The sequence below is a fragment of the Pseudonocardia humida genome (assembly GCF_023898865.1).
Classification (GTDB): domain Bacteria; phylum Actinomycetota; class Actinomycetes; order Mycobacteriales; family Pseudonocardiaceae; genus Pseudonocardia; species Pseudonocardia humida.
In genome coordinates this window covers 115,663-129,719 of sequence record NZ_JAGSOV010000015.1, presented here as the reverse complement: position 1 = coordinate 129,719, position 14,057 = coordinate 115,663, and the positions used below count along the sequence as shown (strand labels likewise).

Below are 14,057 nucleotides of genomic sequence, written 5' to 3'. Positions count from 1 at the left end.
ACGCCGTCGAGCTCATCGGGTGCGACCCGACCAGCCGCACGTGTGCGAGCTGATCGCTCAGCCGGATGATGGACTCCGAGCGCGCTTCGAGGGTCTCGGTGGTCGAACTCCACCGCGTCCTCGGGCAGCAGGGCGGCGCGTCAGTCGCGCGGCAGGGGCCCGAAGAAGCCGATGATGCGTCGGATCCGGCCGTCCGCGGTGAGCTCGGCGAGGTCCAGGCCCTCCGGGAGCGTCGAGCCGTCGGCCTGCACCACGTGCCACGCGAAGCGGGCCAGGCCGTGGTGGACGTCGACCCGGCTGGTCCGGACGACCTTCGCCCCGGGGCGGCGCGCGAGCACGGTGTCGATGTGGGCGAGCAGCTCGTCCGGGCCGGTCGCGTGCACGGTCGGGTCGGTGTAGGTCGCGCCGTCGGCCCACACGCTCCGGAGGAGGGCGCGGCGGCGCTGCGGGTCGGGGTCGCTCCAGGCCCCGCAGTAGGTGTCGATCACGTCGTCGATGACGGGGTCCGCGGCCATCGTCCGATTCTCGCAGCGGCCACGGCGACGGTCTCGGGAGTTTCGACGGCGGCGCCGCCGGTCCTCAGTCGCCGCGGAGCGCGCGGAGGGCGGCTTCCGTGCGCCTGCGCGCCTCGTCCTCGGTCAGCCCGTCGACCGAGGCGATGAAGGCCACGAAGACCTCCTTGTCGGGGTCGCTCCAGGAGAACACGCCGCCATCGGCCGGGAACACCAGCTTGACCAGCGCCAACGTCGACTGCGCCAGCTCGGCGTCGCCGCCGGTGTCGGCGCCCAGCGCCGCCAGCATCCCGAACCAGGCGCCCAACCGCCAGGTCAGCGCCTTGCCGAAGGCGATGTTGAACGGGATCCCGATGATGGGGATCGAGCCGATCGCCTTGTCCCACACCAGGTCCTGCACGAGGAACGCCATGTTCGGCCGCAGGTACTCCTGCGCGGCGTGGAGGGTGATCTCACCGCGGCCGTAGACGCGCCGGACGTCGTTCCACAGGTCGACGTAGAAGGGGATGGCGGCCGCGTCGACGAGGAGGTTGACGCCTCCGCCGAAGACACCGCTCGCCCCTTGGGCGACCGCGTTGCCGTTGGCCAGGTTCCGGGTCTTCTCGTACACCCGGGCGGCGCGCTCGTGCTTCGCGTGGTCGGTGCCGGGTTCCGGCGACCCGGGGGTGGATCCGGCAGACACCGACGGACTCCTTCGGTAGGGCGTGGGCGGAGCGGGGGTGCGAGCCGGTGGGACGTGGATCGGCACCCCAGGTCGTCCTTCACCCTACTGGCGCCACGGCCTACGGCGAGTTACGCGCGGGACCGGTCCCCGCCCTCGACAGACGTGATCCGCGGGCGTCCTGATCGATCGTGCTAGATTCTGGCCGTGCGGCCAGAAGACAAGCCAGACGGCCAGAAGCGGTCCTTCGTCGAGGAGGCCCGCCGCGCCCAGATCATCGAGAGCGCCATCGGGACCCTCGCCGAGCTGGGCTACACCGGCACCTCGCTGGCGCGCGTCGCCGAGCGCGTGGGCATCAGCAAGGGCGTGATCTCGTACCACTTCGCGGGCAAGGCGGAGCTGATGGAGCAGATCGTCGAGCGCGTCTACCGCGACATCGCCCAGTTCGTCCTGTCGCGGCTGGAGAAGGAGGCCACGGCGACCGGCGCGCTGCGGGAGACCATCCGCTCGGTCGCCGAGTACATGCGCGACCACCGCACCCAACTGCTCGCCCTCGGCGAGGTCGTCACCAACCTCCGCACCACGCCCGACGGCGCGCTGCGCTACGGGATCGCCTTCAACGAACCGATCTACGACGCTCGCGAGGCGCTGTTCCGCCGCGGCCAGCAGGCCGGCGAGTTCCGCCCGTTCGACGCCCGCGTCATGTCCGTCACCGTGCAGGCCGCGCTCGACGACATGTTCGCCTACTGGGTGACCCACCCCGGCCACGACCTCGAGGCGCACGCCGAGGAGCTGGCCGACCTGTTCGAGCACGCCACCCGATCCGAAGACCCTGGAGCAACGGCGAACCGATGACCACATCCGCGAACACGTCGACCGCGACGCCCACCACCGGCCGGCTCCACCACGTCGACAACCTCCGCATCGCCCTGACGGCGCTCGTGGTGCTCCACCACGCCGCCGTCACCTACAGCACCATCCCGCTCTGGTACTACAAGGAAGCGACGACCGATTCCTCGGCGATGCTCCTCGACATCTTCGTCGTGCTCAACCAGTCGTTCTTCATGGGCGCGTTCTTCCTCATCGCGGGGCTGTTCGTGCCGGGTTCGCACGACCGCAAGGGCGCCGGGCGCTTCCTCGCCGAACGGCTGCTGCGCCTGGGGGTCCCGCTGCTGGTCTGGCTGCTGGTGCTGCGTCCCCTGGTGACGATCGACCGCTACACCGCCGCGCGGGACGCCGCCGCCCAGCAGGGGGCCGAGCTGCCCTACTGGCAGTACTACCTGTCCTCGTTCTCGCCGGGGCCGATGTGGTTCGTCGAGGTGCTGCTCGTGTTCAGCGCGCTCTACGTCCTCTGGCGGCGCCTGGCTCCGGCGCCCGCCCCGGTGTCCGCGCTCGGCCGCGCTCCCGGCGCCGTCGCGATCGTCGGGTTCACGATCGCGCTGGCGCTGGTGACCTACCTGTGGCGCATCGTGCTGCCGATGGACAGCCACGTCCTCGGCCTGCCCACCCCCGGCTACCTGCCGCAGTACGCGGCGCTGTTCACCGTCGGCCTGCTCGCGGCCCGCCGCGGCTGGCTGCACGGCCTCTCCCGGACGGCCGGCCGGATCGGGCTCGCCGCCGCGGGCCTGGCTGTGCTCGCGCTCCTGGTCGTCACCGGTTCCGGCGGGGTCGAGTTCCTGGGCCACGGCACCTGGCAGTCGCTGGCCATGGTCACCTGCGAGTCGGTGCTCGCGGTCGGCCTGGTCCTGGGCCTGCTGGTGCTGTTCCGGGAGCGCCTCGGCAGCCAGGGGCCCCGCCGCCGGTTCCTGTCGGCGCACGCCTACACCGTCTACCTGATCCACCCGGTCGTGCTGGTCGTGCTGGGCCACGCCCTCGGTGGCGTGCAGGCGCCGGTCGCGGCGAAGTTCGCGATCATGGCCGTCCTCGCGCTGCCGCTGTGCTGGGCGGTGGCGTACCCGGTGCGTGCGCTGCCGGGCCTCCGGAAGGTGCTCTGACCCCCCGACCGCCCGGTCAGCGCCCGGTGGAACCGTCGATCTGCTCGCGCAGGATGTCGGCGTGGCCGGCGTGCCGGCCGGTCTCCTCGATCATGTGCACGAGCAGCCACCGCATCGACGGGGCCGATGCCCGTCGCGACGGCCGGGGCGCCGGGAGCGCCAGGTCCGAGTAGGTGCCGATGACCTCGTTGGCGCGCGCGATCGCGTCCCGGTAGGCGGCGAGCACGCGGTCGACGGTCTCCTCCGGGGTCGCCCGCATGGTCCCGGCCCAGTCGGCGACGTCCTCGCCCAGGAAGTAGAAGCGCTCGACGGCGGTCAGGTGCTTGACCAGGCCCAGGAGGTTGGTGCCCGAGGGCACGCCGGCCGCCCGGACCTGCGGTTCGGGGACGCCCTCCGCCTTCGCCGCGATCGCGGAGCGCAGGTAGTCGAGGAAGCCGACCAGGGTCGACCTCTCGTCGGCGGCGGTGCGCGGGGGTCTGGCGTCCATCCGTGGTGATCCCTTCGCGGTCGGGTCGTCCGGCCCGGGACTGTCGACCCTTCGGTCAGACGAGCGCAAGCTCCGTCGCCGGGTTGGCAAGGTGGACGTCCCTCGCCCTCGCGTCGGCCCGGGGCCGGACCGGCTCACCACGGGCGCAGGTCGGGCGGCACCCAGCCGGTCCGGGCCGCGGGCGCGGCCAGCGTCGCGGGCCAGCAGTGCGGCGAACCCGCTCATCAGCCCGCTCCGGCCAGCGCGCGCAGCACCGCCCGGCCCGATTCCACGGAATCGGCGGGGAGGCCGGCGAAGGCCTCCCGTTCGATCTGCGCCATGGCCGCGGTGACCAGATCGGCGGTCGCGCGGCCGGTCGCGGTGAGCTCGATCTGCACGGCCCTGCGGTCGCCGGGGCGGGGCAGTCGGGTGACCAGTCCGCGCTTCTCCAACCGGTCGAGCACCCCGGTGAGGGTGGTCGGTCGGGTGCCGACCGCCGCGCCGAGCTCGGAGACCGTCCGCGGGTGGCCGTCGGCCAGGTTGCCCAGGGATCCGTTGTCTCTGCCTCACCCCCGTCGCCAGGGCCCGAGCTTCTCGGGGTTGCGCACCACCCACATCCGTCGGATCCGGTCGCCGACGACGTCGAACGCCACCACCGTCACGGTCACGCCGTCCCGCTGGACCACCAGGCCGGGCTGGCCGTTGACCGTGCGCTCCAGGACCACCAGGCCCGGCACCCCGGCGGCGATGTCGAGGGCGTAGCGGGCGATCCGCTCGCCGCCCTCGATCGGGCGGAGCGCGGTCCGGGCCAGCCCGCCGCCGTCGGCGACCACCGTGGCGGCCGGATCCAGCAGGCGGACGATGGCGCCGATGTCCTTGGCCTCCCACGCCAGTCGGAACTCCCGGACGACGCCGGCGGACCGGGCCGCCGCCGCGTCAGGCGTGCGGGCCGCGCGGATGCGCCGACGGGCCGACGTGGCCAGCTGGCGGCACGCCGACGGCGTGCGCCCGACGATCGCGGCCACCTCGGCGAACGGGTAGCGGAAGACGTCGTGCAGGACGAACGCGACGCGCTCGGCCGGGGTCATCGACTCCAGGACGACGAGGAAGGCCATGGCGACCGACTCGTCGAGGGTGACCCGGTCGGCGGGGTCGGCGGTGCCGTCGCCCGACCGGAGGCCGACCCACTCCGTGCGGTCGGGCAGCGGCTCGGGGACCCACTCGCCCACGTAGCGCTCCCGCCGGGCGCGCGCCGAGCGGAGCAGGTCCAGGCAGATGCGCCCGGCCACCGTCGTCAGCCAGGCGCCCGCGGACCCGATGGCCTCCCGCTGCGGGGGCGACATGGCGTACCAGCGGGCGTAGGTCTCCTGCACGACGTCCTCGGCGTCGGTGACCGAGCCCAGCAGCCGGTACCCGAGGTTGATCAGCTGCCGGCGCTCGCCCATGACCGCGTGCAGGCCCGGGGCGCGCCGGGCGTCCGCAGGCTCGGACTGCGTGCTCATCGTCGACGGCTCCCTCGCTCGCGGCTGCTCTCACCCGGTCAGACGAGGCGGCGCCCCGGTTCGTGAGGCCTGCAGCCCCACCTCACGTCCTCGGCGGCCGCGTCGTCGGACCTGTGGGACACCGTCCAGCACGTCGAGAACGGAGTGCGCATGCTCGCCGCCCACATCGCGGTCACGATCCTCGCCGCGGTCATCACCGGCGCGGCCGCCGTCGCCTACCTGGTCGGCCACGGGTACCCGAGGGCCCAGTTGGACATGAAGGGCCTGCCGCGGTCGTGGATGCCGGTACTGGGGACGCTGCTGGCCGCGGGCGCCCTGGGGCTGCTGGCCGGGCTCGCCGTGCCGCTGCTGGGGGCGCTCGCCGCCGCCGGCCTGGTGCTGTACTTCGTCGGCGCGCTCGTCGCGCACCTGCGGGTGGGGTCGCGCAAGCTCGTGGGGGCGGTGGTGTTCCTCTCCGCCGCGGTGGCCGCCCTGGGGCTGAACCCCGTCCTCTGGTGATCCGGGGACCCTGCCGGTGCCGCCCCGCTCAGCCCGACGGCGCGGTGATCCGGTCCGGCGCGCCGGTGCTGGCGTGGAACCGGGCGTGCTTGCCCCGGTCGCCGCGGGTGATCACGCAGCCGCAGGTGCCGCAGCTGACGAGCTGAGCCGGGTCGACCGCGTCGGTCGAGGCGAGGTCGGCCGGGACGGCCGTGTAGCCGGGCGGGGTGGGTGGCACGGGCGCGATGAGGGTGAAGCCCGCCTCCCGGGCGGCGAGCATCCAGCGCCACGCCTCCCGGGTCGCCTCCGCGCGCCGGGCCGGGGTCAGCTCGTCCCAGCGGTTCCGGCCGGCCTGGACCCGGGCCCGGGCCAGCACCTCGGCGGCCACGGCGTCGACCGGGGCGGGCACCGGCAGGGGGCGGGACTCGGCGGCAGTCGTCCGCCGACGGAACGGAATGCGCATCCTCCCAGCGTGCCCGAGCGAGCATGCCGCCGCTGCATCGACCGCCCCCCACCCCGTCGAGAACGAACCTGTTGCCGTTGTGGACCGGTCCACACGACAACGGCTTCTGGTTTGACCGGTCCCCCCGGACCCCGGTTTGCTCGGCCGATGGTGTTCCAGACCCATCCCGTCACCCCGGAGCGGGTCGACGACTTCGTCGCGGTGGCCAACCCGAACCGCCGGGCCACCCACTGCTGGTGCCTGTCGCACCGGCTGGTCGCCCGCGAGGTCGAGGAGCTGGGCGGGGGGAGCCGGGAGGCGGCGTTCCGCGCGCTCTGCGAGCGCCCGAACCCGCCCGGCGTGATCGGGTACGACGACGGCGAGCCGGTCGGCTGGTGCAGCATCGGCCCGCGCGCGGAGAACACCCGGCTGAGCCGGTCCCGGCTGATCGAGCCCCTCGACGACGTGCCGGTGTGGAGCATCATCTGCGTGGTGATCCGCGGCGGTCACCGCAAGCGCGGCTTCACGACGCCGCTCATCGAAGGCGCGGTCGCGTACGCCGCATCGCGCGGCGCGCCCGCCGTCGAGAGCTACCCGGTGGACCCCGGATCCGGGCGGATCGACGTGACGATGGCGTTCGTCGGCACCCGGGCCATGTTCGAGAAGGCCGGCTTCGAGGTGGCGGGTCGGACGGGCGCGATGGCCAGCAAGCTGCCGCGGTTGGTGATGCGCCGGACGATCTGACCCGACCGCCGCGGCGTCGTGCGGTTCGGCTGATCAGCGGTCGGGCGCTCCCCACCCCGATCGGTGGGCCTGCGCTACTGCCCGTCCGGCCGCCGGCCGCGACGCTCGGCGGGTGGCGCGGACACGGGACAGCGGGACGAACGGACCCGGCCGATCGACGACGGTGCGGCTGGCGGGGTGGAGCGCCGGGCACCCGTGGCGGGCGGTCGCGGGGTGGCTGGTGTTCGTCGCGCTGTGCGTCGGCGCCGGCTCCGCCGTCGGCACGAACCAGGGGAGCGTCAGCGCCTTCTGGATCGGCGAGGCGGGCCGGGCCGAGTCGATGGCGGCCGCGGCGGGGCTGGGCTCGCCCGCGGTCGAGAACGTCCTGGTCACCGCGGTCGCCGGTCCGCTCGACGAGGGCGCGGCGGGGGCCGCCGTCCGCGACGTCACCCGGGCGCTGGGGGCGGTTCCCGGGGTGGCAGGCGTCGGGGCCGCCGTGCGCTCGGCCGACGGCACGGCGCTGCGCGTCCCGGTCACGATGGCCGGCGGCACCGACGACGCCCGCAAGGCGGTGCGGGGGGTGCTGGCCTGGGTCGCCGAGGTGCGCGCCGACCACCCGGGCGTGCGGATCGAGCAGACCGGCGGCCCGTCGATCTCGGTCGGGGTCAACGCGAAGCAGGGCCAGGACCTGGCCCGCACCGAGATGATCAGCCTGCCGGTCACCTTCCTGATCCTGTTCGTGGTGTTCGGCGCGGTCCTCGCGGCCGGGGTGCCGGTGCTGGTCGCGGTGACGGCGTTCGCCGGGTCGGTCGGCCTGTACGGCGTGGCGTCGTGGGTCTTCCCGGACGCGGGCGGCGCGGCGATCAGCGTGGTGTTCATGCTCGGCATGGCGGTGGGCGTCGACTACTCGCTGTTCACGCTCAAGCGGGTCCGCGAGGAGCGGGCGCGCGGAGCGGGGGAGCTCGACCACACCGCGGCCGTGAAGGTCGCCGCGGCCACCGCCGGGCGCGCGGTGGTGACGTCCGGCGTCGCCGTGGTCGTCTCGCTGGCCGGCCTCTACCTGGCCGACGACGTGATCTTCTCCTCGATCGCGACCGGCGCGATCCTGGTGGTCGCGGTCTCGGTGCTCGGCTCGCTGACCGTGCTCCCGGCCCTGCTGGTGCTGCTCGGCGGGCGGATCGACGGGCGGCTGCGCAGGTCCAGCCGCCACCGCGCGCCGGCCGGCGCCACCTGGGGCCGGATGCTGGGCCCGGCGCTGCGGCGTCCGGTGGCCACGCTGCTGGTCGCCGTGGCGGTGACGGTGGCGCTGGCCTGGCCCGCGACGACGATGCGGCTGGGCGTCGAGGGCAAGGAGACCTTCCCGGCCAGCGTGCCGGCGGTGGCGACGTACGCGCAGCTCACCCGGCTGTTCCCGGACCAGGGCGCGCACCACCTGGTGGCGGTGCGCGCCGAGCCGTCGCGGGCCGGCGCCGTCCAGGACGCGCTGGAAGCGCTGGCCGGGCGCACCGCGGGCGACCCCCACTACGCCGGCGCTCCGCAGATCCGCACGTCCGGCGCCACCAGCACCTTCCGCATCGCGGTGCCGCACCCGGAGAACTCGGCGCCCGCCCTGGCCTCCATGCAGCGCCTGCGCGCCGAACTCCTCCCGCAGACCCTCGGCCGGGTGCCCGGCGTCGAGTACGCGGTGAGCGGGGAGATCGCCCGCGGCGTCGACTACTCCGCCCACCAGGCCGAGCGGATCCCGTGGGTGATCGGCTTCGTGTGCCTGGCGACGCTGCTGGTCATGGTGGTCGCGTTCGGCTCGCTCGTGTTGGCCGCGCTCGGGGTCCTGATCAACCTGGCCGCGGTGGCGGTGGCCTGGGGCGTGCTGGCGCTGGTGTTCCAGAACCGCTGGGCCGAGGACCTGCTCGGGTTCACCTCGCCCGGGTTCGTCGGGTCGCGGATGCCGCTGATGGTGTTCGCGATCCTGGTCGGCCTGTCGACCGACTACCAGATCTTCGTGGTCAGCCGCATCCGCGAGGCCGTGCGCGCGGGCGTCCCGACCCGTCGGGCCGTGGTCGAGGGCATCTCCGCCACGGCGGGCACCGTGACCAGCGCCGCCGTCATCATGATCTCGGTCTTCGCCGGTTTCCTGTTCATCGACCGCATCGAGATGAAGGAAGTGGCCGTCGCCCTCACCACCGCCGTGCTGTTCGACGCCGTCGTGCTGCGGATCCTCATCCTGCCCGCGGCGATGACGCTCCTCGGCGAGCGCGTCTGGTGGCCCCGCCACCCCGGCCGCACCGGTGCCGTCGACCCCGGCGACGCCAGGGCGGCGCGCCCGGCCGGTCCGGTCCGGCCCGGTCCGGTCCGCGGCGTGGGCGCTACCGGTCCGGGCTCGTGAGGGGATCGACCTCGAGGCGCTCGGCCGGGACGGTCGACCACACGCGGCAGCGCAGCTGCCCGGGCTTCTCGACGCCGGCCGCCGCCAGCGCGGCCATGACCCGATCGGCGATCACCGTGCCGGTGCGCGCCCCGTCGAGCGGGAACGACTCGCTCGGCGCGTTGCCGCCACCGACCCGCAACCGGGCCCCGTCCCGGGTGAACGCGCCGTCGGCCAGCCACTCCCCGGTCGGTCCGAGGATCCGGACGCAGGCGCCGCCGGCGTAGGGGTGCAGCAGCGGCAGGTCGGCGGTGAAGGACCCGAACAGCTCCCGCAGGTTCCGGCCGAGCTCGTCGAGGTCGGTGGCGGGCGGGCGGGGGAACGACATCATCCCGTGCAGGGAGCGGTGCTCCGGCGCGTCGGTGTCGGGCCACGTCGTCCAGTGGTGGTCCGGCGGCTGGACGGGGTCGATGCTGCTGCTGCGGTACTCCTCGGCTTCGATGACGTCGGTCGGGGTGACGGTCATGGCGACGGTGGCGGTGTCGCGGCCGGGTCGGTGCGACACGATCACGGTCAGCGGGTCTCCGCGCCACCGGGCGAAGGCGGCGGGCCCGCCGACGAGCGGTGGGTCGCCGAGGACGGCCACGACCGCGGCCAGCACCTCCCGGAACCGCGTCGCGGCCGCGGCGGATGCGAGCCGCTCCCGCACGACCACCCTGCGGAAATCGGACCCGGACCCGGCACCGGCGGGCAGCACCTGGACCTCGACGCCACCGGCCGCGGCCAGCCCCGTGTACCCGCGCTCACCGGTGATCTCCCAGCCGCGGCCGGCGAGGACGGCGTCGATCTCCGCGCGGGACCAGCTGCCCACCCCGGCCAGCAGCGCCTCGAGGTGCCCCCGCCAGGTGGGTGACGGCGGCGGCAGCAGGCTCGCCGGGGCCACCCGCACCTCGGGCAGCTGGCCGGGGTACACCGCCACGGTGCTCAGCGTCGGCGCGCGGTGGCCGCCGTCGTTGTGCGAGCTGAACGTGGCCGCGGCCGGGGTGGCGCCGCCGAACACGTCGCGCAGGGACGCCACCAGCAACCCGGCCACCTGCCGGGCGGTCTCCGCGGACATCGGGGCGGGCAGCGGGTCCAGCTGGTGGATCGGCATCTCATCGGACGGGAGCCACCCCAGCGCGACCATGTCGCGGGCCTGATCGGGGCTCAACGAGGTGCCGGGCCGGGCCCGGTCCTGGCCGGAGGCGATCACCGAGAGCGCCTGCCCGAACTGCTTGAACTGCACGAAGTGCGGGCCGATGTCGATGGTGATGGCGTCGCCGTCGCGCAGCCGAGGCAGCCGCGCGGTCAGTTCGTCGGTGACGTCGTCGCCCCACGTGGGGGCAATTGCGTCGGCCATTCGGAGTCTTCTCGGCGGAAGCGGATGAGATCGACCCTATGGGGGACCGCCGACAGTTCGCGGGCAGTGCGACATCGCCCCACCACCGCCGAGGAGAACGGGGCCGACAACGCATTCGCCCCAGGGTCGCTTTCGCGCTCGAAGGGCCGGAATGGAGGACGACGACCGGGTGCTCCCCCCGGCGAGTCAGCCCGAATCCGGGATCCGGAAGGCGACGGCGGCCTCCTCGATGCGGTCGACGTCCTGGGCCCGGATGCCGTGGCCGGTGAACCCCTCGACGGCGGCGAGCCCCTTCTCGTGCAGGTCGGTGTAGTCGGCCCAGTCGATGCCGTCCAGGGCGGCCCGCACCTCGCCGTCGGGCGCGTCGTGGACGAACAGCGGCTCGAACGAGTCGACGACCTCGCCGCCGCGGGCGAACGCGAGGTTCGTGAGCCCGTCGCCGCTCCAGTACATGCTGGCGGCCCTCCCGTTCGCCGACGCCGCCCGCAGCACCTCGTCGTGCGTCCCCTGCCAACCGTTCGGTTCGACGGCGATCACCGCGCCGTCCACGGGCAGCACGGCCACCCACGGTTCGAGTTCGGCGCCCAGGTCCTGGCCCATCGGCACCGGTCGCCCCGGATCGCCGCCGAACGCCGCGACCACCTGCTCGGCGCTCGAACCGGTGACGACCGTGACCGTGGCGGCGGAGCCCAGGGTGCTGTCGCGCAGCCAGCGGTAGGCGGCCTCCGGGCGTTCGACGACCGGCGGCTCGGGCTCGCCGCGCAGCCGGTGCCCGAGCCGGTCGGTGGCCTTGCGCACGACCTCGGGCCCGGCCGGGGCGGACCAGACGACGATCTCGTAGCGCTCGCCGTCCCCGTCGTCGCGGCCGCGCGCCGAGACCCTGGCCCGCACCGGGCCCGGCCAGGGCGGGGTGCGCTCCGCCAGCGCCGAGGTGGCGGCGCCCGCGTCGCTCACGACGGAGGCCGCGCCGGCCTCGGCCGTGAAGCTCACCTCGACGACCTCGTGCCAGACGGCGAGATCGCGGCCGTCGGGCTCGACGGGCGGCGGTCCGGGCAGCACCTGGACGGAGACCGGAACGGGACCGTCGACGACCCCGGTGCGCACCACGAGCCCGCCGGGCACCACCGCGACCAGGCCGTTCGCCGGCTCCTCCGCCGCGGGCGGCAGCGCGCCCTCCGCCAGGCCGAACCGGTAGCCGTTGACCGTCACCTGGCCGTGCGCGACGTTCGGGACCCGGTACTCCGCGCGGCGGCGCTCCAGCGCCGCCGCGGCGTGGGTCCCGGGCATCGGCCGATCCCGGAGCACCGGGGTGACGGCGTCGAGCGCGCCCGCGACCACGGCCGCCGGATCGGACCGCACCCCGGGGACGTCCGCGGCGGAGAGCACGATCCCCGAGACGACCACGGCCAGGGCGAGGTGGGCCCGGCCGTGCGCGGCGACGACCTCGGCCTCGCGACCCGCGCCGACCTCCAGCAGCGGCGCCACCCGGTCGTGGTCGGTCAGCGCACCGGTGATGTCGGTGATCGCGCGGATCACCTCCGGGTTGTGCTGGCGCAGCAGACCGGCCGCCACGGACTGCCCGTCCCCGGTGACCACCAGGACGGCGCTCGACCCCGTCGACGGGCGTGGCGCCGGGCGCACGAACGGCCCGAGCTCCGCCGGGGCGTCGAGCGACGAACTGCCGAGGACGGGGAGCACGGCGGCGAGCACCCGCGCGTCGAGGAACGCGCCGGGGTCCTCCGGCGCCGGCACGGCCACCGAGCCCGGGTCGCTCGGGTGCGGCTGCGGGAGGGGAGCGGGGACGACGGGCAGACCCCTTGTCGCCGGTCCGACCGGGCCGGTGGACAGCGTGGGGTCGTCGGGGAGCCCCTGCCGACCGACCAGCTCCGCGTCGGCGGCGGGGATGCGGTCCGCGACGATCGGCAGCGCGCCGACCACCCGCTCGGCCAGCTCGTCGAGCAGGTGGGGCGGTAGGTCCGCGGCCGACGGCGCCGCCGGAGGTGCGGCGGCCTCCCCGAGCGCCGGCTCCCCGGAGGCGCCGCCGCACCCCGCGATCGTCATCAGCGCCACCGCCAGGGCAGCGCACCGCGCACCCGTCGAACGTCCCGCACGCATCCCGCCCCCCGACTCGATGGAGAGGCAGTATGTCGGCGGCCGACGCCCGCTCACCCGGAAGGGTGGCGGGGGAACGGCCGGGGGTCACCGCCGGTGCGATCCGCGCAGGCCGGGGTACCCGCCGCGAATGATCGACCTCGGAGAGCCGCTCGCGCCGCGGACGCCGGCCGCGCCGCACAGCGCCAGCGGGGAAGCCGTCCGCACGCACGACCTGAGCGAGGTGACCCCACCGGCCCGGCCGGGGCGGCGCTGGACGCCGACGCGGGTCGTCGCCACCCCCGCCGCCTACGACCAGCCGCACGGACGGCGCATCATGGCGCGCCTCGAGGACCTCGGCCTGGAGGTGGAGCGGCTGCGCGGCAACCGGCTGACCGGTGTGCGGGGCGAGACCGACCGGGAGACGTACGCCCGGGCGAAGGCCACAATGGCGATCGTGGTGAGCCCGCCGGCGCGGCGGAAGCTGCAGCCGATCGCGCCCAGCGCGGACTGGCGGGTCGACCTGGCCGAGGGCTGCCCCGCGCACTGCCAGTACTGCTACCTGGCCGGGTCGCTGTCCGGGCCGCCGGTGACCCGGGTCTACGCGGACCTGGACGACATCCTCGACAACCTGAGCGCCTACGAGGGCCGCGGCACGATCACCAGCCGGCGCGCGGCCCGCCAGGACGAGGGCACCACGTTCGAGGCGTCCTGCTACACCGATCCGCTCGCCCTGGAGCACCTCACCGGGAGCTGGCGCCGGGCGGTGGAGCACTTCGGCGCGTGGGAGGCGCCGGTGCAGCTGCGCTGGACGACGAAGTTCGCCGATGTGGGGTCGTTCGTCGGGTTGCCGCACGCCGGGCGCACGCGGGTGCGGTTCAGCGTCAACTGCCTCCCGGTGACCGGCCGGTTCGAGGGCGGCACCGACCGCCTGCCCGATCGGCTCGCGGCCCTGCGCACGCTGGCCCTGGACGGCTACCCGGTCGGGCTGACGATCGCGCCGATCATGACGGTGCCGGACTGGCGCGACCGCTACGGCGAGCTGCTGGACGGGGTCGCCGCGGCGGTGCAGGGCGTGCCCGACCTCGACCTGACCGCGGAGCTGATCACACACCGGTTCACCCCGGGCAGCAAGGAGGTGCTGCTGGGCTGGTACCCGCGCACCGGGCTGGAGATGGAGGAGCAGGCGCGCAGCCGCAAGCACGGCAAGTTCGGCTCGGTGAAGTTCGTCTACCCCGCGGAGACGATGTCCGAGCTGCGCTCCTGGTTCGAGGCGCGGATCGCCGAGCGCCTGCCCTCCTGCCGGATCCTCTACTGGACGTAGCGGCCCCGGCCGGTCGCCACCCGGCTCGCGGGATCCCGCGGGCACCGCGACCGATGACTCGGCGCCGTCGGGCCGGTCCTTCCTCCCAGAGGATCCGAGGACCC

Annotated in this window: 14 protein-coding genes; 6 read left to right on the top strand and 8 right to left on the bottom strand. The window is 74.9% G+C overall.

What is annotated here, in order from left to right:
• Positions 1-140 precede the first annotated feature (140 nt).
• Both KDL28_RS07315 and KDL28_RS07310 read right to left on the bottom strand, forming a co-directional pair.
• Positions 141-515, bottom strand: a complete 375-nt coding sequence (locus KDL28_RS07315; RefSeq protein ID WP_252436536.1) for a nuclear transport factor 2 family protein — start codon at positions 513-515, stop codon at positions 141-143.
• A gap of 64 nt (positions 516-579) precedes the next feature.
• Positions 580-1,194 (bottom strand): hypothetical protein, encoded by a 615-nt coding sequence (locus tag KDL28_RS07310; RefSeq protein ID WP_252436534.1) that lies wholly within the window; start codon positions 1,192-1,194, stop codon positions 580-582.
• Positions 1,195-1,380: 186 nt separating this feature from the next.
• Here KDL28_RS07310 and KDL28_RS07305 point away from each other — a divergent pair, with 186 nt between their 5' ends.
• Both KDL28_RS07305 and KDL28_RS07300 read left to right on the top strand, forming a co-directional pair.
• Entirely contained in the window at positions 1,381-2,028 is a 648-nt protein-coding gene (locus tag KDL28_RS07305; protein ID WP_252436533.1) for a TetR/AcrR family transcriptional regulator, read from the top strand.
• Complete coding sequence (locus tag KDL28_RS07300) at positions 2,025-3,167, top strand: acyltransferase family protein (protein WP_252436531.1); 1,143 nt, start codon at positions 2,025-2,027, stop codon at positions 3,165-3,167. The genes KDL28_RS07305 and KDL28_RS07300 overlap by 4 nt, the downstream gene beginning before the upstream one ends.
• 16 nt (positions 3,168-3,183) lie before the next feature.
• Here KDL28_RS07300 and KDL28_RS07295 read toward each other — a convergent pair whose 3' ends face one another.
• From KDL28_RS07295 to sigJ, 3 genes are all read right to left on the bottom strand, one after another.
• Positions 3,184-3,654 carry a DinB family protein gene (locus tag KDL28_RS07295; RefSeq protein WP_252436529.1) on the bottom strand — a complete coding sequence of 157 codons (471 nt, stop codon included), beginning with the start codon at positions 3,652-3,654 and terminating at the stop codon, positions 3,184-3,186.
• Between the two features lie 224 nt (positions 3,655-3,878).
• The gene (locus tag KDL28_RS07290; protein WP_252436653.1) at positions 3,879-4,172 is read right to left on the bottom strand and encodes a MarR family winged helix-turn-helix transcriptional regulator; all 294 of its coding nucleotides are present in this window, start codon (positions 4,170-4,172) and stop codon (positions 3,879-3,881) included.
• Positions 4,173-4,199: 27 nt separating this feature from the next.
• Positions 4,200-5,135 (bottom strand): RNA polymerase sigma factor SigJ, encoded by a 936-nt coding sequence (gene sigJ / locus KDL28_RS07285; protein WP_252436527.1) that lies wholly within the window; start codon positions 5,133-5,135, stop codon positions 4,200-4,202.
• A gap of 150 nt (positions 5,136-5,285) precedes the next feature.
• Here sigJ and KDL28_RS07280 point away from each other — a divergent pair, with 150 nt between their 5' ends.
• A complete protein-coding gene (locus KDL28_RS07280) occupies positions 5,286-5,633 on the top strand; it encodes a DoxX family protein (RefSeq protein WP_252436526.1) in 348 nt (115 codons plus the stop codon).
• Positions 5,634-5,661: 28 nt separating this feature from the next.
• Here KDL28_RS07280 and KDL28_RS07275 read toward each other — a convergent pair whose 3' ends face one another.
• Complete coding sequence (locus tag KDL28_RS07275; protein ID WP_252436524.1) at positions 5,662-6,075, bottom strand: hypothetical protein; 414 nt, start codon at positions 6,073-6,075, stop codon at positions 5,662-5,664.
• A 147-nt stretch (positions 6,076-6,222) separates the two neighbouring features.
• Here KDL28_RS07275 and KDL28_RS07270 point away from each other — a divergent pair, with 147 nt between their 5' ends.
• Positions 6,223-6,798 (top strand): GNAT family N-acetyltransferase, encoded by a 576-nt coding sequence (locus KDL28_RS07270; RefSeq protein WP_252436522.1) that lies wholly within the window; start codon positions 6,223-6,225, stop codon positions 6,796-6,798.
• Positions 6,799-6,910: 112 nt separating this feature from the next.
• Complete coding sequence (locus KDL28_RS07265; protein ID WP_252436521.1) at positions 6,911-9,160, top strand: MMPL family transporter; 2,250 nt, start codon at positions 6,911-6,913, stop codon at positions 9,158-9,160.
• Here the strand turns inward: KDL28_RS07265 and KDL28_RS07260 are convergent.
• Positions 9,141-10,538 carry a TY-Chap domain-containing protein gene (locus tag KDL28_RS07260; protein WP_252436519.1) on the bottom strand — a complete coding sequence of 466 codons (1,398 nt, stop codon included), beginning with the start codon at positions 10,536-10,538 and terminating at the stop codon, positions 9,141-9,143. The genes KDL28_RS07265 and KDL28_RS07260 overlap by 20 nt on opposite strands.
• Positions 10,539-10,724: 186 nt before the next feature.
• A complete protein-coding gene (locus KDL28_RS07255) occupies positions 10,725-12,599 on the bottom strand; it encodes a DUF6461 domain-containing protein (RefSeq protein WP_252436517.1) in 1,875 nt (624 codons plus the stop codon).
• Positions 12,600-12,780: 181 nt separating this feature from the next.
• Here KDL28_RS07255 and KDL28_RS07250 point away from each other — a divergent pair, with 181 nt between their 5' ends.
• The gene (locus tag KDL28_RS07250; protein WP_252436515.1) at positions 12,781-13,953 is read left to right on the top strand and encodes an SPL family radical SAM protein; all 1,173 of its coding nucleotides are present in this window, start codon (positions 12,781-12,783) and stop codon (positions 13,951-13,953) included.
• The last annotated feature ends 104 nt before the right edge of the window (positions 13,954-14,057 follow it).